Below are 20,963 nucleotides of genomic sequence, written 5' to 3'. Positions count from 1 at the left end.
GAAGTCGTTTTTGCCCTACGGAAGTTGTTGTAGTCACGCGGGGGCGGCCTGTGTCGTTTGACACGGTCCGCCCCCGTGTTCATAACGTTTCGACAGAGAATTGGCTCCGCGCCACCACCCGACGCATCCATACGGTGCCACTGCGCTCACATGAGCCCCGCCTTTTGACGGGGCTCGCTCTTTATGCCCGTTTTATCTGAGGCGTGGGCCACTCGGAATGATCGATTCCGAGTGTTTGGAAGGGGGCCCGTCCCCGTGCTGCAATGCGTCGAACTCCCGAGTAGTTACGGCCCTGAACGAATAATCCGGCACAACGTAGGTGCCGACGCCGAGAGGTTGTTGGTCGAGTGAGGCGAAGCAACGAGGGCTCCGCGGTGCAGCCCGAGCGGGGTAACTTCACCCCGCCGTCGCACGCTGCGGCGTCGCCTGCACAGGCGCCCGAGCCGGAGCCGGCGGGTGGCAGCACCAGCCGGTTCTCCCCGCGCAACTGGCGGGTGGCCACCCGGCTGAACGCGATCCTCCTGATCCCGGTCATCGTCGGCCTGATCATGGGCGGCTTCCAGGTGAAGGGCTCCATCGACACCTGGAGCGAGGCGCAGGAGGCCGAGAAGATCGCGCTCGTCGTCCGCGCGGCGTCGGACTACGGTCAGGCGCTCCTGGACGAGCGGGACCTCACCGCCCAGCCGCTGCTCTCCGGCGACCGTGAGGCCGACATCGTCGAGCAGTCCCGGGCCACCACGGACGAGGCGCGCGCGGCTTTCGAGGCCGCGGTGAAGGAGATGCCGGCCAAGCCTGGTCTGGAGCGCCGCCTCAAGCTCTTCAAGGGCGAGGAGCCCAAGCTCCCCGAGCTCCGCAAGGCCGCCTACTCGCAGGCGCTGGACCCGGTGAAGACCGAAGAGGGCTACACCCAGGTCCAGCACTCGCTGATGGAGTTCTCCAACGAGCTCGGCCTCGGCACCGGCAACATCACCAGCTACGGCCGTACCGTCTACGCCATCGAGCTGGCCAAGGCTGCAGAATCGCTTCAGCGCTCGATCGGCATGCACCTGCTGGTGCGCCCGAGCAAGAAGCCCGGCACCTACAACGACCAGGTCAAGGCGTTCGGCTCGTACAACTACATGGAGCAGATCGCTCTCGCCGAGTTCAACTCCGGTGGTACCCAGGCCGATGTGGACCGCCTCAAGCAGGTCATGGCGGGCAAGGCCGCCGAGGGCTCCAAGCAGCTCAAGGCCGCCCGTGAGCAGGCCGAGGCCGCAGGTCAGCCGTTCGTGTCGCCGCCGAGCATCGACGGTTCGGTCTTCGACGGCATGGCCCAGCAGATCGGCCAGGGCCAGGACCCCGAGGACCTGGCGAAGAAGGGCATCACGCCCGAGACCTGGATGGCCGCCGCCACCGCCAAGTTCCAGGGGTACGCCACCGTCGAGGACGAGCTCGTCACCAAGGCGGTGAACGAGGCCGCGAAGATCTCCTCCGACGCCAAGCGGGACGCGATCGTCAACGGCCTGGCCGTCGTCATCGCCCTGCTGGCCGCCTTCCTGGTGGCCGGGCTCATGGCCCGCCAGATGAGCCGCTCGATGCGCCAGCTGCGTACCGCCGCCTTCTCCATCGCCGAGCAGCGGCTGCCCTCCCTCGTCGACCAGCTCTCCCGCACCGACCCGGGCCGGGTCGACACCCGGGTGCAGCCCATCCCGATCACCACGCAGGACGAGATCGGCGAGGTCGCCCGCGCCTTCGACCAGGTGCACCGCGAGGCCGTCCGGCTCGCCGCCGAGCAGGCCATGCTGCGGGGCAACGTCAACGCGATCTTCACCAACCTCTCGCGCCGCAACCAGTCGCTCATCGAGGGCCAGCTGACCCTCATCACCGACCTGGAGAACAACGAGGCCGACCCGGACCAGCTGGAGAGCCTCTTCAAGCTGGACCACCTGGCCACCCGTATGCGGCGCAACGGCGAGAACCTGCTCGTCCTGTCGGGCGAGGAGCCGGGCCGCCGCTGGGACCAGCCGGTGCCGCTGGTCGACGTCCTGCGCGCCGCCTCCTCCGAGGTGGAGTCGTACGAGCGCGTCGAGCTCTCCGGTGTCCCCGAGGCCGAGATCCACGGCCGGGCCGTCACCGACCTCGTGCACCTGCTGGCCGAGCTGCTGGAGAACGCCACCACGTTCTCCTCACCGCAGACCAAGGTCCGTGTCACCGCGACCCGGCTGCCCGACGGCCGGGTGATGGTCGAGATCCACGACAAGGGCATCGGCCTCACCGCCGAGGACTTCGCCGACATCAACCACAAGCTGGCCAACCCGCCGACCGTGGACGCCGCGGTCTCCCAGCGCATGGGCCTGTTCGTGGTCGGCCGGCTCGCCGACCGGCACGGCATCCGGGTCCAGCTGCGCCCCTCGGGCGAGCAGGCCGGAACCACCTCGCTGGTCATGCTCCCCGACGCCATCACCCACGGTGGCGGTGGCGAATCCGGCCCCGGGCAGGACGACTTCACCGTCTCCTCGATCATTCCCGAGCAGCGGGACGCCTTCGAACCGGCGCCGCAGCACGGCCAGATGCGCACCGCGGCGGAGCTCGGCTTCGACGACTCGCGCTACGAGGTCCCGGCGGACCCGGGCCAGCTGGACCCGGTCAACCGTTCGCTGATGCGCGAGGAGCGCAGGGCGGCGCTGGAGGCCCAGACCGGCAGCCCGTTCCCGGACGGCTCCCAGGAGCAGCAGGGCTACGGCCAGGAGCAGTACGCGCAGGAGCCGTACGCCGGGCAGGCTCCGTACAACGGCGCGCAGGGCCAGGAGCAGTACGACGGCTCGCAGAACTACGCGCAGGATTCCTACGGCCAGGAGCAGTACGGCCAGGACTCCGCCCAGCAGGGCCAGGCCCCGTACGCCGGCTCCTACGAGCAGCAGTACGGCACCGGGGACGGCTACCCGCAGCAGCAGAACGGGACGGAACCGCAGGCTCAGGAGGGGTACGCGGAAGCGGCATATGCCGCTCCGGAGAACCCGCAGGATCCGTACGCGGCCGACCGGTACGCTGCCCCGACCGACCAGTCCCACCAGGACGACTGGCCTGTTCAGAGCGGTTTCCAGAACACATTTGAGCCGGTTCGGCAGGCTGAGGCGGAATCTGTTCCGAGCGTTCCCGCGCCGCAGCAGGAGCGCGTAGGCTTCGACAGTCCGGGGTCCGCCCCGAACGTCGGCCACGAGCTGACCGAAGCCGGTCTGCCTCGCCGCGGCGGTGCGCAGCACTGGCAGCCGAGCGGCCGGGGCAACGACCAGCCCGCGCCGGCTCCGGCTCCTGCCGCGGCCCCTGCTCCGGCTCCGCAGCCGCAGCAGGAAGAGCGGCAGGTCTCGCAGACCAACGGGGACGGCACCGACGACTGGCGCTCGACGAACGACGAGCGCTGGGAGCGGGCCGAGAAGCTCCGTGAGCCGAAGGCGGGCGGAATCACCCCCTCCGGCCTCCCCCGGCGCGTGCCCAAGGCCAACCTGGTCGAGGGCACGGCGGAGCAGACCCAGCAGGGCGGCCCACAGGTCTCCCGCGCTCCCGAGGACGTCCGCGGCAGGTTGAGCAACCTGCGGCGGGGAGTCCAGCGGGGACGCAGCGCCGGGTCGGACACCAGTACCACCTACAACCAGGAGCGTTAGTGTGAGCCCGATGAGCCAGGCGGCGCAGAATCTCAACTGGTTGATCACCAACTTCGTGGACAACACCCCCGGGGTGTCGCACACGGTGGTGGTCTCCGCCGACGGACTCCTGCTGGCCATGTCCGAAGGATTCCCGCGCGACCGCGCCGACCAGCTGGCGGCCGTCGCCTCCGGTCTGACGTCGCTGACCGCGGGCGCCTCCCGGATCTTCGAGGGCGGGGCGGTGAACCAGACCGTTGTGGAGATGGAGCGGGGATTCCTCTTCCTGATGTCCATCTCGGACGGTTCGTCACTCGCCGTTCTCGCCCACCCGGATGCCGATATCGGTCTGGTCGGGTACGAAATGGCACTTCTGGTCGACCGCGCGGGCAGTGTTCTGACCCCGGATCTCCGCGCCGAACTTCAGGGAAGCCTTCTTAACTAGTAGACAGACAGTGCGTTTCTCGCCACCGCGCCATAAGGTGCGGTGGCGCGGCCCCACTGGGATCGGCGACCGGCAGTCGGAGGAGGAAACGTGGCAGCACCCACAGGCGGACACCCATACGAGGGTGAACAGAGGGTTCCGGGTGAGCACGGTGACAACCGTTTCGGCTACCCCGCAGGATCCGGCGGCCAGGCCCCGGGGAACGCATATCAGCCATACCAGCAGCCGCAGCAGTCACAGGGCGCCCACGGCTCGCAGGGGTCCGAGTGGCCCCAGCAGCAGCCGGGTTCGCCGTGGCCGCAGCAGCAGCCGCAGCAGTCCCAGCGGTACGACGCGCACCAGCAGCAGCGTATCCAGCCGGTGCAGCAGCAGCGGCGGGCTCCCGAGCCCGCCAAGCCCGCCGCGCACAATCCGCTGGTCCGTCCGTACGCCATGACCGGCGGCCGGACCCGGCCGCGTTACCAGCTCGCCATCGAGGCGCTGGTCAGCACGACGGCCGATCCGTCCCGGCTGCAAGGGCAGTTGCCCGAGCACCAGCGGATCTGCCGGCTCTGCATCGAGATCAAGTCGGTCGCCGAGGTTTCGGCCCTTCTCTCGATCCCCCTCGGCGTTGCCCGGATCCTCGTCGCCGACCTGGCCGAGGCCGGACTCGTCGCTATCCATCAGCCCGGCGGCGACGAGGCCGCCGGCGGCCAGCCAGATGTGACACTGCTCGAAAGGGTGCTCAGTGGACTTCGCAAGCTCTAGCGGCGGAGCGGCCCGCTCCACTACCTCGGCGAAGATCGTGGTGGCAGGGGGCTTCGGCGTGGGTAAGACCACGTTTGTCGGTGCCGTTTCGGAGATCAATCCGCTGCGCACCGAAGCCGTGATGACGTCCGCGTCCGCGGGCATCGACGACCTGACCCACACCGGGGACAAGACCACCACGACGGTGGCCATGGACTTCGGACGCATCACCCTGGACCAGGACCTGATCCTGTACCTCTTCGGTACGCCGGGCCAGGACCGCTTCTGGTTCATGTGGGACGACCTGGTCCGCGGCGCCATCGGCGCCGTCGTCCTCGTCGACACCCGCCGCCTCGCCGACTGCTTCCCCGCCGTCGACTACTTCGAGAACAGCGGCCTCCCCTTCGTCATCGCCCTCAACGGCTTCGACGGACACCAGCCCTACACCCCCGACGAGGTACGTGAAGCGCTGCAGATCGGGCCGGACACCCCGATCCTGACGACGGACGCCCGGCACCGCGCCGACGCCAAGAGCGCGCTCATCACACTGGTCGAGCACGCCCTGATGGCCCGCCTGCGCTGAGGCCCCCGGCACTCCGGTACGTACGAAGAAGGGCCCCGCAACTCCTTGAGGAGTGCGGGGCCCTTCCCGTACGGCGCTGTGGGCGGGTCAGCCCTGCCAGCTGTGCGGCGCGCGGAAGCCCGGCGTGCGCTCCAGGCGGCGCCAGCCGGCCGTGTCGCGGCCGCGGTGGGCGGCGGCGGCGGGCTGGGCAGCGGCGCGGGCCATCAGGACGGCGGTGATGGCCGCCAGCTCCTCGGGGTCGGCGTGCCCCTTCTCGACGCGCAGGACGGACTCGGCGGAAGTGAGGCTCATGGTGGGGTGTCTCCGTCTTCTCGGCAGGGTGTCGTGGACCGTGCGGCGGATCGCGCCGCTGCGGAAGGGCGACTACTGCGGGGGGTTGCCGTGCTTGCGGGACGGCAGGTCGGCGTGCTTGTTGCGGAGCATGGCGAGCGAGGCGATGAGCACCTCGCGGGTCTCGGCGGGGTCGATGACGTCATCGACCAGACCGCGCTCGGCCGCGTAGTAGGGGTGCATCAGCTCGGCCTTGTACTCCTTGACCATGCGGGCGCGCATGGCCTCGGGGTCCTCGGCGTCCGCGATCTGGCGGCGGAAGATGACGTTGGCGGCACCTTCGGCGCCCATCACCGCGATCTCGTTGGTGGGCCAGGCGTAGGTGAGGTCGGCCCCGATGGACTGGCTGTCCATGACGATGTAGGCGCCTCCGTAGGCCTTGCGCAGGATGAGCGAGATCCGGGGCACGGTGGCGTTGCAGTAGGCGTACAGCAGCTTGGCGCCGTGCCGGATGATCCCACCGTGCTCCTGGTCGACGCCGGGAAGGAAGCCGGGGACGTCCAGAAGGGTGATGATCGGGATGTTGAACGCGTCGCACATCTGGACGAAGCGAGCGGCCTTCTCGGACGCCTCGATGTCCAGGACACCGGCCAGGGCCTGCGGCTGGTTGGCGACGATGCCGACGACCTGGCCGTCCAGGCGGGCCATCGCGCAGATGATGTTGCGCGCCCAGCGCTCGTGGATCTCCAGGTAGTCGCCGTCGTCGACGAGCTCCTCGATCACCTGGTGCATGTCGTACGGGCGGTTGCCGTCGGCGGGGACCAGGTCCAGCAGGACGTCGCCGCGCCGGTCGGCCGGGTCGTCGCTCTCCACGGTCGGCGGGTTCTCGCGGTTGTTGGAGGGCAGCATCCCGATGAGGTAGCGGACCTCGGCGATGCAGGTCTCCTCGTCGTCGTACGCGAAGTGCGCGACGCCCGAGGTCTCGGCGTGCACGTCGGCGCCGCCGAGGCCGTTCTGGGTGATCTCCTCGCCGGTGACCGCCTTCACGACGTCCGGTCCGGTGATGAACATCTGCGAGGTCTCACGGACCATGAAGACGAAGTCGGTGAGTGCCGGACTGTAGGCGGCGCCGCCCGCGCACGGGCCGAGCATCACGCTGATCTGCGGGATGACACCGGAGGCGCGCGTGTTGCGCTGGAAGATGCCGCCGTAGCCGGCGAGCGCGGAGACGCCCTCCTGGATACGGGCGCCGGCGCCGTCGTTCAGGGAGACCAGCGGGGCACCGGCCGAGATGGCCATGTCCATGATCTTGTGGATCTTCGTGGCGTGGGCCTCGCCCAGCGCCCCGCCGAAGATCCGGAAGTCGTGCGCGTAGACGAAGACCGTGCGGCCCTCGACCGTGCCCCAGCCGGTGATGACACCGTCGGTGTACGGCTTCTTGGCCTCCAGGCCGAACCCCGTCGCCCGGTGCCGGCGGAGCTGCTCGACCTCCCGGAACGAGCCCGGGTCCAGCAGCAGCTCGATGCGCTCCCGCGCGGTCAGCTTGCCCTTGGCGTGCTGCGCCTGGGTCGCGCGCTCGCTGGGGCCGCGCCGGGCCTGCTCGCGCAGGGCCAGCAGTTCGGCCACCCGGCCACGCGTGTCGCTCGGCTCACCCTGGGTTTCGTCCACAACGGTCATGCATCGACCCTACGAACCCCGACCCAGAAATCGTGCCGTCGACTCCGTACAGTCTCCTGCCCGGTTTCGTGGTGGGTGTGAACAGAACCAACCCACCGGGCACGCGATCCACCAGCGAAACGCCGCTCCACGCTGTGAGAACCCTACAAAGAGGCGGTGTGCCGTGGGCCACATGTCACTGAGGGGGCCCGAAGGCCCCCTCAGTATGGCCCAGCACTGTTCAGCTGGGCTCCACCGCTCCTGGGTCATTGTTCGACCGGGGTTCAACCTCCGCAGTGGAAGCGGGCGTTGCCCCAGTCGGCGTGGTCGTTGCCGTTGCCGTCACCGCCGTCGTCCACGACCAGCTCCACATACCGCGCGCCGGTGACGTCGGCGGTGAGCTTCCAGGCCGGGTCGGCAGCCCCCAGCACCGGCGACTTCACCTTCTCCGTCCCGTCGGCGGTGACGGAGAACCGCACGCTGCCGCGCGTGGCCTGGACGTCGTCCACACCGACCTCGGCGGTGAGGGAGGTGCACTTCCCGCCCAGGTAGTAGCGGATCTTCGCCGGGGCGTGGGTGCCGAGCCCCTTGGCGTACGCGACACCGCCGATCTTCAGCGGGCTGCCGTCGCCGGTCCCGGTCTCCCCGTTGGACTGGTCGCGCTCGACGGGTCCCCAGCCGTTCTGGGAGGCGGTCCAGTCGAGGTCACTGGCCCAGCTGTCCTCGGTGGGCGGGGGCGGCAGGGTCCGTACGGAGGTCTGCGCGCCGAGCGTACGCGGGGAGCCCGACACGGCGTACGTGGCCTCCGCGCCCAGCTGGTACGTCTCGTACGGGGCGTCCACCGGCGGGGTGACCCGCCAGCTGCCGGTGACCTTCGCGCCCGGGGCGACCGAGTCGAAGGCGACCGCGCCGACGGGCTCGGCCTGCCATCCCTCGGGCACGGTCAGCGCCAGCTTCACGCCGGTGGCGGCACTCGCCTCGTCGTTGCCGAAGGTCGCCTCGACGGTGTTGGGGGCGCCCGGCTCCAGGGTCTCGGCGTCGGCGGCGACGCCCAGCGTGCCGCAGACGGCCTCCTGCCCGGCGGGGGCGGGTCCGAGGTCGGTCACGGTGAACCCGTCGAGCACGAAGTCCGCGCCCTCGGGTGCTCCGGCCCGCTTCCGCAGCCCGGTCCAGGTGTCACCGCAGCCCGCGGTGAGGGTCTGGCTGAAGTGGCCGGTGGTGCGCTGCTGTCCGATCGGGGTGGCCCGCGTCTCGGTGGAGGAGGCCTTGCCGCCCGCGACCCGGTCGTAGCCGTCGACCCAGCTGTAGGCCCCGGCGTGGCTGGACTGGTAGTCGAACTCGACCTCGTACCGGTGGCCGTCCTTCATCGGGACGGTCCAGGGGGCGGTGCGGTAGACGAGCCCGGTGTTCTCCTCGTGGGACTTCAGGGACTCCTTCCCGCCGAGCACGTCGTCGATCAGCTTCCCGTTCCAGCCGGACTGGGTGTACGGGGCGTTCAGCTGGGAGACGCTGGTGCGGGGGTCGGTGGAGCCGCCCGCGTTGCCCTTGAGGAAGGGGCCCCAGCCCTGGTCGACGGCCTCGAAGTCCTCGTACACGAGGGTGCCGGGCCGGGTGGCGGGGGCGTTCTCGACGATCCGTACGTCATCGGCGCGGACCCTCGCCGTGGAACCCGCGGCCGCCTCGATGCGCAGGGTGGTGCGGCCGTTCGCCGGGGCGGTGAAGTTGACCTTGGCGCGCTGGAAGGAGGTGCCGTGCCAGTCGGACGCGGCGACGAAGTCCTCGGCCGTGGAGCGGTCGACGGCCACCGACTTCCCGCCGGCGCTCAGCACCGTACGGCGGGTCGCGCCGGGCTCGACCTCGATGAGGGCGGAGGCGGTGTAGCGCTTGCCGGGCTTGAGGCCGGTGACGCTCTGGGAGAGCGCGGCTTCGGCGGTCCCGGAGAGGGCGGCGCTGTTGCGGCCCTGCTCGTCGGTGTCCCGGGCGGCGGTGCCGGTCTTCGTCCAGCCGGTCAGGGCGCGGTCGTTGAAGCCGGGGTCCTTGAGGGGGGTGCCCTGGCCCCATGCGACAGGGGCCTTCTTCGGAGCACGGTCCGGGTAGAGGACGTACGGCTGTCCGGCGGTCGCGGTCAGCGTGATCCTCCCATCGGCGTCCGGGCGGACCGTGGCGACCTTCTCCCGCCCGTTGTCGCTGAGCTCGTAGACCGTGTACGGGCCCTTGCCGGGCACCTCCCAGGTGCTGGTGCCCCCGGTCTCGCTGTAGTGGTAGAGCTTCTTCCCGCCGTCCCACGGGAGCAGGTAGTCGGTGCCGCTGAGCACCTTGCGGCCCTCGTCGTAGAAGGTGCGCTTCCCGTCCTCGACCGTGCCGCGCACCCCGCCGGTGAAGGTGATGTCGTTGCCGTCCCAGCGGGTGATCCTCTGCTGCTGGAGGTACTTGGCGGGGAGGTTCCGCTGCCAGATGTTGGCGGTGAAGGCGTTCCAGTCGGTCTCGCCCGTCCACCCCTCGAAGTCCTCCAGGACGCTCTGACCGAGGACCGGGTGGTTGTTCCAGATGTCCTTCTCGCCGTTGCGGATGAACCGGATGATCTGCGAGTTGAGGCCCTTGTTGGTGGCCCCGCCGTAGTTCAGGTCGTTCGCCCAGTGCGACCAGAGCGAGGCGCGCTCGAACTTGTCGGCCCACTCGGTGCCGACGGTCCAGCCCTGCTTCTGCACGGCCTGGATCGTCTTGTCGGCGATCCAGCCGTGGCTGTAGTAGACGTCGATGTAGAGGAAGTCGAGGTTCTTGTCGGTCTCGTCGCGCAGTTGCTGGAAGCGTTTCGCCAGGTCGCCGCTGTTGATGTCGCGGCGCTGGTCGATGTAGTAGCTCTGGTTGAGCCAGTTCCAGCCGGGCTTGGTCCTGTCGACCAGTTGCTCGGAGAAGGCGTTGGCCTCCGGGTAGGACTCGGTGGCGTTGACGTGGACGCCGAAGTCGGCGCCCCACTTCTTGCCGTCCTTGAGCAGGGTGTTGAGGTCCTTGAGACCGCCGGCGCGCTTGTTGTAGTTGCCGCCGTAGTCCGGGTGGGCGGAGTCGTGGCCCTCGGAGCCGTACCCCTTGAGGACGGCGAGCTGGCCTAGGCCGTCGGTGGCCTGCGAGATCCGCTTGACGTCGTCCAGGGTGCGCAGGAACGGGTGGGTGGCCTGGCTGGCGAAGTTGAACGGGATGTGGGTGACGACCCGGTCGGCGGTCTCCTCGCTGCCCGGGGCGGTGATGCCGATGGAGCGGAAGGCGATCGCCCCGTCCTGCCAGTCGACGGCCTTGTCGCCGTTGGCGTCCGGGGTGACGACGACCCTCGCCCAAGGCAGGTTCTCGCCGCTTTCCGGCTTCGGGGCGCCCTCGCCCCGGTAGGTCCACTGGCCCGAGCCGACACCGACCCGGACCGCGCCGTCGGCCTCGGTGCGGGCCTGGCGCCAGAAGCGGGCGTCGTCGCCGCCGGTGGGGCCGGAGGGCTTGTCGTAGGAGGAGTTGGACTCGACGGCGGCGGCGAGGGAGGAGGTGCTGAGGATCGCGTAGGTGGCGCCGACGGGGGCCGGGTCGGGCTCGGTGTCGCCGGTGACCTTCGCGAACACGTCGGCGGTACGGGTGGAGTCCGGGTCCAGCGTGGTGAACGCGGTGGCGGCGCCGGGCTCGGTGGAGCCGACCGAGATCAGGTCGTGCCCGGGGATGTCGATGGTCCCGACCCGGAACGCGGCGGTGTCGCGGACGGCGGTCACCTTGAAGGTGGTGGTCCGGCCGGAGACGGTGAGCGAGGCGTCGATCTCGACGCCGGGCAGATCGGTGAAGACCAGGGTGTAGCGGGCGGCGGAGCCGTTGGTCTTGGGCGCTCCCTTGAGCTTCACCGGGTGGGCGGTGCCGTTGAGGGTGACGACGGTGACCGGCCGCGTACTGCCCAGGAGCCGTTTGCCGCTCGCCCGGTCGGTGTACGACAGGACGCGCGGGAAGTCGTCGCCGACGGCGACCGTGAGCTGGGGCGAGCCGATGGTGGCGGAGCCGCTGGGCTTCGCCGCCCCGGCCGGTGCGGGGGACGGATCGGCGGCTGCGGCGGGGAGGGCGGTCCCCACGAGCGCCAGGACGGCTGCTGAGGCGACGGCGACCAGGCCGGCGGAGGGGAATCTTGGCGACATGGCCCCTGAGTAGTCGCCGTGTCCGGACACCGTCAACGAATGTCGGCCCGGGGGGCCGTCTCCGTCCAACAACCCCGGTCCGTTAGTCCAAGTGGCCCGCGCGGGGGCCACGGGCGGCCTCACCTTCACCTCTTGGCCGCGGCCGCCTCCGTACAGTCACGGTTCGCACCCGCTCGGTTCCGGCAAGTGCCGTTTCCGGGCGTCGAGTTGTGAAGACTCGGAATTTTTGAGAGCGCTCTCATCCACAAGTATTGACGCTCGCTCCGCCCCTGACGAGAGTGGTGCGCACCCGCAGACACCCCCACTGTCAGGTCTCTCCCCTCCCCCACCCCACGACCCGTCTGCGGCCCCCACACACTCGGGAGTTCCCTCGTGATTTCGCGCAGAATGTTCCTGACCGGCGCCGCCGCATCGGCCGCGGCGCTCACGTACCCCGCCTGGGGCACCGCCCTCAGCCCGCGCGCCTCCGCGGCCCCCGCGACCTGTGAACTGGCTCTGGAGAACAAGTCGTTGCCGGGCACGGTGCACGCGTACGTCACCGGCCACGAGCTGGGCACCGACCGCTGGGTGCTGCTCAAGCCGGACGGCGGTGTCTACCGCCCCGACTCCCCCGGCGCCCCGCAGACCCCGCTCCCGGTGGACTGCGCGATCCCGCTCAACGGAGCGGGCGCGGGCCCGGTCCTGCTGACCCTGCCGCAGATGTACGGGGCGCGGGTCTACTTCGTCCGCGACGACAAGCTGGACTTCTTCCTCAACCCGGGCCCGTCCCTGGTGGAGCCCGCCTTCGCCACGCCCACGGACCCGAACTACGGGCGGACCTGGGCGTTCGCCGAGTTCACCTTCAACACCGAGCAGCTGTACTCCAACATCAGCTACGTGGACCTGATCACGGCCCTCCCGATCGGCATCACGCTGGAGGGCGACGGCACCCACGTCGTGGCTCCGCACCCCGAGGGCGCGGTGGACCGGATCGCGGCGGACCTGACCGCGCAGGCCGCCGCCGACGGGCAGCCGTGGGACAAGCTGATCACCCGGGGCGACGACGGCAAGGTGCTGCGGGTGGTCTCGCCGCAGAACATCATGGCCCCGTACTTCGACCGGCCCGCCGAGATGCCGTTCCGGGACCTGTTCACCGCGCAGATCGACGAGGTGTGGGAGAAGTACCGCTCCGAGGACCTGCGCATCGACCTCCAGGGCGGCCGGGGCACTCTGGCGGGCCGGGTCAGCGGGGACACGCTGACCTTCGAGGGCGGCCACACCTTCACCAAGCCGGAGACGAAGGACATCTTCACCTGTAACCACGGCCCGTTCACCAACAACCCGGGCGACTCCGACGACAAGAAGGCGATCCTGGCCCGGCTGGCGGCCGGCTTCAACCGGTCGATCATGCTGAGCCACCCGAGCCAGCCCAACGGCACGTCGGTGGCGGACTACTACCGGACGCCGGTGACCAACCACTGGTCCCGGGTGGTCCACGCCAACAGCCCGATCGGCTACGCGTTCCCGTACGACGACGTCCGCCCGGACGGCGAGCCCGATGTCTCGGGCGCCGCGCACGACGGGAACCCGCGCCGCTTCACGGTGAGCGTGGGGTCCTGACGGCCCACGCGGCCACCAGGTGAGTCCGCCCCTGCCGGGCCCGGCCGGCAGGGGCACTCGCACGCCCGGGGCCGACACGGCCCCCGGGCCGCGACACACCATCAATTCATACTATTCGCCGCATCCTTGACTTTCTTTCCGGCGTCCCGGAACCGTTCCGTATGCGAATCCGTATGCGCAAGAACAGGCTCCCCCGCCGCACGCTCGCGGTGCTCGGCACCGTATTCCTGCTGACCGCCCCCACCGCCGCCCACGCCACCGCGCCCCCGCCGCCCACCGCCCAGGGCCTGCGCGCCTTCCAGCAGAGCTACGGTCTCGACCCCACCGGCCGCGTGGACACCGCGACAGCACGGCTGCTCGGCTCAGCCCCCGACAGCGAGCTGCGGACGGTCTTCGCCGACCCGTCCGACCTGGGCCCGGAACAGCTCGCGCACGCGCGTACGGTCATCGGCGTCGGGAAGGGTGCCCGGATCCCGGAGCAGGGGCAGGTCATCGCCCTGATGACGGCCATGCAGGAGTCGACGTTCGTCAACCACACGACTCCGGTGGACAACGACTCGCTCGGCATCTTCCAGCAGCGCCCGAGCATGGGCTGGGGCACGGCGAAGCAGATCACCCACGTCCCGACCGCGTCGAAGTCCTTCTACGGGCTGCCCTCACCGACAAAGAACCCGGGGCTGCTCCAGATCGAGGGCTGGGAGTCGATGGAGCCGGGCGAGGCGTGCCAGGCGGTGCAGCGGTCCGCGCACCCCGGCCGGTACGCGCAGTGGGAGCGGTTCGCCCGGGACCTGCTGGAGCGGGAGGGGCCGACGGTGGACCCGATCGACTGATCACCGCCGGCCCGTGCGGGAGGGTCAGCAGCCGCCGCAGTTGTAGTAGGTCACATCCCAGTGGTTGCCCTCGTCGGCGTAGATGTTGCCGGAGCCGGACTGGTACTGCCGGGCGCCGTCGCCCCGTACGCCGATGTAGGTGAAGACGCCGGTGACGTAGTTGTTCAGGCAGGTGCTCTTGGCGAAGTCCAGCTTGTAGCCGTTCCAGTGCGAGTACGTGCCGCCGGCATGCCCGGTCTCCGTGCCGCCGGTGATCCTGAGCGCGCAGCCGGTGGCGCTCCTGAGGGTCTGGGCACCCTGGGCGGTCGGCAGGTTCAGCTGGTCGAACGACGTGCAGGTGGGGACGTTCCGGTTGGAGCAGCCGCCCGAGGACGACCAGGTGATCCCGGAGGAGCTGAACCGGGAGGTCGCCTGGGCGTGGGTCAGCTTGGTCACGGCGTGCGCCTCGGTGGCGCCGCTGCCGAGGGCGCCGATGCCGGGGACGAAGAGGGCGCCGAGGACGAGGGCCAGGGCGGTAAGGGCGGAGCGGAGTCGTGGGCGGTTCACCATGGGTGATTCTCCTCATGCTCATGACAAAACAGAGGCCGTACGGGCACGGGGCCGCGCACGCCGGACAGGGAGATGGTGCCCGAGTTCTACGCGCGTCCGCCAGAGGGCGGCGCACCAGGGAGGCGCACCGGGGCGACACGCCGGGCGCGCACGGCACGAGGAAAGGTTGAAACTTGAACAAGATGGAGTTACAGTCAATCTCGTTGAAGGTTAAACAACGCCGACGACGCACCCGCACCACCCCTGCGCAGCACCGCTCGCACACGTCCCCCGAGGAGGAGCCATGGCTCTGTTCAACCGCAAGTCGACCGCCGCCACCCCGACCGCCGTCATCGAGGCCCCCGCGGTGGACCCGGCGCTGGCCGCCCTGACCGGCACCTACACCATCGACCCGGCCCACAGCAGCATCGGTTTCACGGTGCGGCACGCGATGGTCACCAACGTGCGCGGCTCCTTCGGTGAGCACGAGGGCACCCTGACCCTGGACGGCAGCGACCCGGCGAACTCCTCCGCCGCCATCGACGTGAAGATCGCCAGCGTCGACACCGGCATCGGCGACCGCGACGGCCACCTGGTCAGCGGCGACTTCTTCGACGCCGAGAAGTTCCCCCTGATGACGTTCCGCTCGACGCGGGCCGAGCAGCTGGGCGGCGACGCGTACCGGATCACCGGCGACCTGACCATCAAGGACGTCACGCGCCCGCTCTCCATCAACCTGGAGTTCAACGGCTCCGCCACCGACGTCTACGGCAACGAGCGCGTCGGCTTCGAGGGCAGCACGGACATCCTGCGCTCCGACTGGGGCCTGACCTGGAACGCGGCGTTGGAGACCGGCGGCGTCATGGTCAGCGACAAGGTCAAGCTGACCTTCGACATCTCGGCGATCAAGGCGGCGGCACCGCAGGCGTGACCCGCCGCTGAACACAGCAGCACCCCGCCGGCCGGCCCACGGCCCGTACGACGGCAGCGCGCCCCGCACCCGTGCCATCCGGGTGCGGGGCGCGCTCTCGTGCGTGCCGCACGGGCTACTTCTTGACCTTCTCCGCGAAGAGCGGGACGACCTTGTCCAGGGCGTACGAGACGGAGAGCACGGAGTCCGTGGCGAACGCCTGCGAGATGCCCTGGTCGTCGAAGATCAGGGCGTTCCCGGCCTTGACCGACGGGACCGCCTTGTAGAGCGGGTCGTTGCTGATGTCCGTGGCGGGGATGCCGATCGGGGTCATCACCGTGAGGTCGGCGTCGAGGAGTTCGAGGTTCTCCTTGGAGATGGGGACGGAGAAGCTCTCCCCGGCCTTGGCCTCGACGGCCGGGCTGTTCTTGAAGCCGAGGCGCTCGACGAAGTCGACCCGGCCGGTGCCCCCGACGTACGCGCCGTACCCCTCGGAGGTGCGCGAGCCGAGCACGATCGTGGCGTCCTTGAACTCGGGGTGCGCCTTTGCGGCGGCCTCGAACTTCTTCCCGGTCTCCGCGATCAGCTCCTTGCCCTTCTCGGGCACGCCCATGGCGGCGGCGATCATCTTGGTCTGCTGCTCCCACGAGATCTTGTACTGGTCACCGTCCTTGGGCACGCCCACGGTCGGGGCGATCTTCTTCAGGGTGTCGTAGCGCGTCTGGTCCCCGCTGGACTTGGTGTCCAGGATGAGGTCGGGCTGGAGGGAGGCGATCTTCTCGAACTCCGGCTCCATCGTGCCGATGAGCTCCGGGGCCTTGTCGTACATGCCCTTCGCCCAGGGGCCGACGCCCTCGCCGCCGAAGGGCAGCCAGTCGCTCGCCCCGACCGGCTGGCCGCCGAGCGCCAGCACGGTCTCGGCGTCGCCCCAGCCGAGCGCGACGATCCGCTTGGGCTGCTTGTCGACGGTGACCTCGCCGAACTTCGTCGCGACCTTGGCGGGGAAGGCACCTTCGGAGGCGGCGGAGGACGCGGAGCCGGACGTGTCGGAGGAGTCGTCCGACGAACCGCAGGCGGAGACGCCGACGAGCAGGGCGGCGACGGCACCGGCCATCAAGACGGGGGTGCGGCGGGGGCGCCGGGAGGCGGAAGCGTTCATGCCCTTTAGGTTAGCCTCACCTAATGACAACGGTGCCATCGGGTTGAGCGTTACGCCCCCCGAACGGTCCCCCACGGTCTTACGCAGCCGGCCCCTTCACATGGTGGCGGCCCAGCGGAACCACCATCGGGGTGGCCGACGCCGGGTCCTCGATCACCGAGCAGCGCATCCCGAAGACCTCGCCGACCAGCTCCTCCGTCACGATGTCGGCCGGCCGCCCCTCCGCCAGGATCCGTCCGTCCTTCATGGCGATCATGTGGTCCGCGTACCGGCAGGCCAGGTTCAGGTCGTGCAGGACGGCGACCATCGTGACACCGCGTTCCCGGTTGAGGTCGGTGAGCAGGTCGAGCACGTCGAGCTGGTGGCTGGCGTCCAGGAACGTCGTCGGCTCGTCGAGCAGCAGGATGTCCGTGCGCTGCGCCAGCGCCATCGCGATCCACACCCGCTGGCGCTGCCCGCCCGAGAGCTCGTCGACGGGCCGGTCGGCCAGCTCCAGGACGTCGGTGGAGAGCAGCGCCTGCGCGACCGCCTCGTCGTCCTCGGCGCTCCAGCGGCGGAAGAAGCCCTGGTGCGGGTAGCGGCCGCGGCCGACCAGGTCGGAGACGGTGATGCCCTCGGGCGCGGTGGGGCTCTGCGGGAGGATGCCGAGTACGGCGGCGACCTCCTTGGTCGGCATCTCCTGGATGGACCGGCCGTTGAGGAGCACCGCCCCGGCGGAGGGCGCGAGCAGCCGTGCCATCGCCCGCAGGAGGGTCGATTTGCCGCAGGCGTTGGGGCCGACGATGACGGTGATCCGTCCGGGCGGGACGGTCACGCTCAGGCCGGGGACGATCTCCCGGTCGCCGTAGCCGAGCCGGACGTCCCGGGCTTCCAGTGTGTGCTCAGCCACGACCGGGCCACGCCTTTCGTTGTCGTCCTGCGTCTCGTTCTTCTCGTACGCCGTCATCTCAGCCCCCGCTGCCCACGCGGTTGGCGCGGGCCAGGAGCAGGAGCAGGTACGGGGCGCCGATGATGCTGGTGACCACGCCCACCGGCAGCTGGACCGAGGGCAGCAGGTGCTGGGCCGCGAAGTCGGCGACCAGAACCAGCAGGGCGCCGGTCAGGGCCGCCTGGGGCAGGGCGGCGCCCCGGCCCGGGACCAGACGGCGGGCGATCGGCGCGGCGACGAAGGCCACGAACCCGACGGGCCCGGCTGCCGCCGTGGCGACCCCCGCCAGGGCCGTGGCGCAGCCGAGCAGGGCGAGCCGGCCGGTCTCCACCTTCGTACCGAGTCCTGCGGCGGCGTCGTCCCCGAGCTGGAGGGGGCGCAGCGCGTGTGCGGCGAGGGCGGTGAGCGGGACGAGCAGGGCGAGCGCCCCGAGCATCGGCCAGAACTGGCCCCAGGAGCGGCCGTTGAGGCTGCCCGCCAGCCAGCGGAAGGCCTCCTGCGCGTCGGTGACGTCGGAGCGGGCCATCACGTACCAGACCACGCTGGAGAGCCCCATGCCGACGCCGATCCCGACGAGGACGAGCCGCTGCCCGGCGACCCCTTGCCGCCAGGCGAGGAGGTAGATCGCGGCCCCGGCGGCGATCGCACCGGCCAGCGCGCTCGCGGAGAGGGCGAGTCCGCTGACCTGGAACAGCAGCGCGGCGGTGACGGCGACGGCGCTGGCTCCGGCGCTGATGCCGATGAGGTCGGGGCTGGCGAGCGGGTTGCGCAGCACGGTCTGGAAGACGCCTCCGGAGAGCCCGAACGCGGCGCCGACGAGGATCGCGAGGAGGGCGCGGGGCAGCCGCAGCTCCAGCACCACGAACTGCGATCCGCCGTCGCCGCCACCGAGGAGGGTGGCGACGACCTTGCCGATGGGCATGACCATGTCGCCGAAGCTGAGCGAGACGCCGAACACGGCGACCAGGGCGACGAGCAGGGCGGCCGCGACGGTGACGGAGCGCCGGCGCCCCCGTCCGCGTACGGCGGAGACCTGCCGTACGGCATCGGCGAGCCGGTCCTTCTCCGTGCGTATGGCTTCCTTGCCGATCGGAGCGGCGCTCACAGTTCCACCAGCTTCCTGCGCCGGACCAGCCAGATGAAGGGGACGCAGCCGACCGCGGCGGTGATCACGCCGACCTGCACCTCGCCGGGCGGGGCGATCACGCGGCCGATGATGTCGGCGACGAGCAGCATGACCGGGGCGAGGACCATGCTGTACGGCAGCACCCAGCGGTAGTCGGGCCCGGTGATCAGGCGGGCGGCGTGCGGTACGGCGAGGCCGACGAAGCCGATGGGCCCGGCGACGACGGTGGCGGCGCCGCAGAGCAGGACCACGGCGAGGGCCGAGACCATCCGGGCGGCCCCGACGCGCTGGCCGAGGCCGCGCGCGAGGTCGTCGCCGAGGGAGAGGGCGTTGAGCTGCGGCCCGAGGGCCAGGGCGAGTACCGCCCCGACGAGGATGAAGGGGGAGACCTGCCAGAGCACCTCGGAGGAGCGGGCGGTCAGCGCCCCGAGCTGCCAGAACCGGAACTGGTCGTAGCTCCCACGGTCCTGGAGCAGGATCGCGCTGGTCACGGAGGTGAGTACGGCACTGGTCGCGGCGCCCGCGAGGGCCAGCTTGACCGGGGTCGCACCCTCGCGGCCGAGCGAGCCGACCCCGTACACGAGGAGGGCGGCGAGCAGTGCGCCGAGGAAGCCGAACCAGATGAACTGGGTGGCGACGGTGAAGCCGAGCAGCGTGATCGAGCAGACGACGGCGACGGACGCGCCCGCGTTGATGCCGAGGAGCTGGGGGTCGGCCAGGGGGTTACGGGCGACGCCCTGCATGACGGTCCCCGCGAGCCCGAGCGCCGCACCGGCGAGCAGCCCGGCGACGGTGCGCGGGATGCGGACCTCCTGGATGACGAGCTGGCCCTTGACGGTGAGGTCGGGGTCGAGGACGCCGGGCAGCACATCGCTGAACGGCACGTCCCCCGAGCCGATGGCGAGGCTCGCGACGACGGCGAGCAGCAGCACGGCGAGGGCGGCCAGGAGCCCGAGGGCGAGGACGGGCCGGCTGCGCCTGGTCCGCGCCTCCTTGCCACCGCCCCCCGGCTTCTCCTCCGCCAGGAGGGCCGAGCCGCTCACGGCCTGCCCACCGGCCCGGCGGCCGCCGGAATGCGGTTGTGCACGGTCTCTCACCCTTGTTCGTCGGCGCGTTCTGTAGGCGGAGCGCTCCGGCGCGCGGGCCGTCCGCACCCGGGCACCCCGAAGAAGGCATGACAGGGGGCCCAAAGTAAGGTCACCCTAACAGCGCCGGTCCGTCCCCACACCGCCGCACCCCACGAGTACGGAGCCCTCCCCTTGTCGTACGCCGCCGCCCCCGCCGCCCTCGCCTCCGGCCCGCTGGCCGGGGCCGTACCCCTGGGCTCGGCGGAGGAGCTGCGCGAGATCCTGGGCACCCCGCACCCCATCGTCATCGACAAGGTCCACGACCGGCTCACCGAGGACGACCTGGACCTGCTGTCCCGCTCCCCGCTCTGCGCGGTCTCCACCTCCGACGCCTCCGGCAACTGCGACGTCACCCCGCGCGGCGACGGCCCCGGCTTCACCCACGTCCTGGACCCCGGCACCCTGGCCCTCCCGGACCGCCCGGGCAACCGCAGGGCGGACAGCTTCCACAACATCCTGTCCAACCCGCACGTGGGCCTGCTCTACCTGATACCCGGCGCGATGGACGTCCTCCGCATCAACGGCCGCGCCCGCATCCTGACGGACGCCCCGTTCTTCGACGCGATGACCCTGAAGGGCCAGCGCCCGAAACTGGCCCTGGTGGTGGAGATCGACGAGATCTTCCGCCACTGCCCGAACGCACTGCGCCGGTCGGGGGTGTGGGCGCCGGAGACGTGGGAGGGGGCGTAGCGGCCGCAGCACGGTGGTGTTGCGACGTCGGAGGCAGAGGCCCCCTGAATCACGCGACGGGCTTATACGTCCCGCCCGGTCCGGGTGAAGCGCACGTCGAGGCCGCACACCGTGTCCATGTCCTCGGCGGCGCACAGAGCGTCGCCGTTGTCCACCACGGTGAGCGTGAGGGTGCAGCGCGCACCCGTCGGGTTCTCGAATCGCAGTCCCACGGCATCACCTGATGTCGCCGTCGAGGAGAGCACCACCGTCTGGCCGCTCTCCCCTTCTTCCGCCCAGAATCCCCAGGAGCCCTTCGCGTCGCCGTCGGGACACGACTCCTCGTTCAGGGTCACGTTCCAGTCCACGTCCACGACGTCGAACGTCCTGTCGCGCCTCAACGCGATGTGTCCACCCGAGGACGTCTCCCAAGTGCCGACGACCGCGGATTCCCGCACGGTCGTCGTCTTCTCGCCCTCCGAACATGAGGCGAGCATCAGCACCGCGGCGCAGCACGCGAGCACGCGGGCGACGCGCGCCGACTCGAAACGGCTTGTCACTCATTCCTCCCACTGTGGGATCCATGGCGGCCGGTACACGCCCGGTGTACCGGCCGCCATGGATCGATAT

The 20,963-nt window shown here is 70.6% G+C and carries 17 protein-coding genes; 8 read left to right on the top strand and 9 right to left on the bottom strand.

The features are described 5' to 3' along the window. The first annotated feature begins 347 nt into the window (after window positions 1-347). From IE264_RS14520 to IE264_RS14505, 4 genes are all read left to right on the top strand, one after another. Window positions 348-3,641: a sensor histidine kinase gene (locus IE264_RS14520; protein ID WP_032757455.1), complete on the top strand. Its 3,294-nt coding sequence runs from the start codon at window positions 348-350 to the stop codon at window positions 3,639-3,641. 10 nt (window positions 3,642-3,651) lie between these two features. After that, complete coding sequence (locus tag IE264_RS14515; protein WP_030125847.1) at window positions 3,652-4,065, top strand: roadblock/LC7 domain-containing protein; 414 nt, start codon at window positions 3,652-3,654, stop codon at window positions 4,063-4,065. A gap of 90 nt (window positions 4,066-4,155) precedes the next feature. Beyond that, on the top strand, window positions 4,156-4,812 hold the full coding sequence (locus IE264_RS14510) for a DUF742 domain-containing protein (protein WP_015611634.1): 657 nt from the start codon (window positions 4,156-4,158) through the stop codon (window positions 4,810-4,812). Next, window positions 4,793-5,374, top strand: a complete 582-nt coding sequence (locus IE264_RS14505; protein ID WP_014048542.1) for a GTP-binding protein — start codon at window positions 4,793-4,795, stop codon at window positions 5,372-5,374. The genes IE264_RS14510 and IE264_RS14505 overlap by 20 nt, the downstream gene beginning before the upstream one ends. An 87-nt stretch (window positions 5,375-5,461) precedes the next feature. Here the strand turns inward: IE264_RS14505 and IE264_RS14500 are convergent, their stop codons facing one another. The 3 genes from IE264_RS14500 to IE264_RS14490 all read right to left on the bottom strand — a co-directional run bounded on the left by IE264_RS14500 (window position 5,462) and on the right by IE264_RS14490 (window position 11,457). Next, window positions 5,462-5,665, bottom strand: a complete 204-nt coding sequence (locus tag IE264_RS14500) for an acyl-CoA carboxylase subunit epsilon (protein ID WP_032757457.1) — start codon at window positions 5,663-5,665, stop codon at window positions 5,462-5,464. A gap of 72 nt (window positions 5,666-5,737) precedes the next feature. Continuing rightward, complete coding sequence (locus IE264_RS14495) at window positions 5,738-7,321, bottom strand: acyl-CoA carboxylase subunit beta (protein WP_015611631.1); 1,584 nt, start codon at window positions 7,319-7,321, stop codon at window positions 5,738-5,740. Between the two features lie 263 nt (window positions 7,322-7,584). Further along, window positions 7,585-11,457, bottom strand: coding sequence for an endo-alpha-N-acetylgalactosaminidase family protein (locus IE264_RS14490; protein ID WP_032757601.1), 3,873 nt, complete (start codon window positions 11,455-11,457; stop codon window positions 7,585-7,587). 387 nt (window positions 11,458-11,844) lie between these two features. Here IE264_RS14490 and IE264_RS14485 point away from each other — a divergent pair, with 387 nt between their 5' ends. Both IE264_RS14485 and IE264_RS14480 read left to right on the top strand, forming a co-directional pair. Beyond that, entirely contained in the window at window positions 11,845-13,056 is a 1,212-nt protein-coding gene (locus IE264_RS14485; protein ID WP_180289102.1) for a glycoside hydrolase family 64 protein, read from the top strand. A gap of 173 nt (window positions 13,057-13,229) precedes the next feature. Beyond that, the gene (locus IE264_RS14480; protein ID WP_032757458.1) at window positions 13,230-13,886 is read left to right on the top strand and encodes a peptidoglycan-binding domain-containing protein; all 657 of its coding nucleotides are present in this window, start codon (window positions 13,230-13,232) and stop codon (window positions 13,884-13,886) included. Between the two features lie 24 nt (window positions 13,887-13,910). Here the strand turns inward: IE264_RS14480 and IE264_RS14475 are convergent, their stop codons facing one another. Then, window positions 13,911-14,435, bottom strand: a complete 525-nt coding sequence (locus tag IE264_RS14475) for a hypothetical protein (protein WP_032757459.1) — start codon at window positions 14,433-14,435, stop codon at window positions 13,911-13,913. 283 nt (window positions 14,436-14,718) lie between these two features. Between IE264_RS14475 and IE264_RS14470 the strand changes: the two genes are divergently transcribed. Then, a complete protein-coding gene (locus IE264_RS14470) occupies window positions 14,719-15,345 on the top strand; it encodes a YceI family protein (protein WP_032757460.1) in 627 nt (208 codons plus the stop codon). A 115-nt stretch (window positions 15,346-15,460) separates the two neighbouring features. Here IE264_RS14470 and IE264_RS14465 read toward each other — a convergent pair whose 3' ends face one another. The 4 genes from IE264_RS14465 to IE264_RS14450 form a co-directional block, all read right to left on the bottom strand. Beyond that, the gene (locus IE264_RS14465) at window positions 15,461-16,483 is read right to left on the bottom strand and encodes an iron-siderophore ABC transporter substrate-binding protein (RefSeq protein WP_032757461.1); all 1,023 of its coding nucleotides are present in this window, start codon (window positions 16,481-16,483) and stop codon (window positions 15,461-15,463) included. Window positions 16,484-16,562: 79 nt separating this feature from the next. Next, window positions 16,563-17,429, bottom strand: coding sequence for an ABC transporter ATP-binding protein (locus IE264_RS14460; protein ID WP_032757462.1), 867 nt, complete (start codon window positions 17,427-17,429; stop codon window positions 16,563-16,565). Between the two features lies 1 nt (window position 17,430). Beyond that, window positions 17,431-18,516 carry a FecCD family ABC transporter permease gene (locus IE264_RS14455; protein ID WP_051821837.1) on the bottom strand — a complete coding sequence of 362 codons (1,086 nt, stop codon included), beginning with the start codon at window positions 18,514-18,516 and terminating at the stop codon, window positions 17,431-17,433. Continuing rightward, complete coding sequence (locus IE264_RS14450) at window positions 18,513-19,580, bottom strand: FecCD family ABC transporter permease (RefSeq protein WP_032757464.1); 1,068 nt, start codon at window positions 19,578-19,580, stop codon at window positions 18,513-18,515. Before IE264_RS14450 ends, IE264_RS14455 begins: the two co-directional genes overlap by 4 nt. A 216-nt stretch (window positions 19,581-19,796) precedes the next feature. On the opposite strand from IE264_RS14450, the gene IE264_RS14445 reads away from it, so the two are divergent. Continuing rightward, window positions 19,797-20,354, top strand: coding sequence for an MSMEG_1061 family FMN-dependent PPOX-type flavoprotein (locus IE264_RS14445; RefSeq protein WP_032757465.1), 558 nt, complete (start codon window positions 19,797-19,799; stop codon window positions 20,352-20,354). 62 nt (window positions 20,355-20,416) lie between these two features. Here the strand turns inward: IE264_RS14445 and IE264_RS14440 are convergent, their stop codons facing one another. After that, window positions 20,417-20,893: a hypothetical protein gene (locus IE264_RS14440; protein ID WP_051821838.1), complete on the bottom strand. Its 477-nt coding sequence runs from the start codon at window positions 20,891-20,893 to the stop codon at window positions 20,417-20,419. Window positions 20,894-20,963 lie beyond the last annotated feature (70 nt).

This window comes from Streptomyces microflavus (assembly GCF_014650075.1).
Classification (GTDB): Bacteria; Actinomycetota; Actinomycetes; order Streptomycetales; family Streptomycetaceae; genus Streptomyces; species Streptomyces microflavus.
Note: the sequence above shows the minus strand (reverse complement) of the source record. Positions and strands in the feature narration are given on the sequence as shown.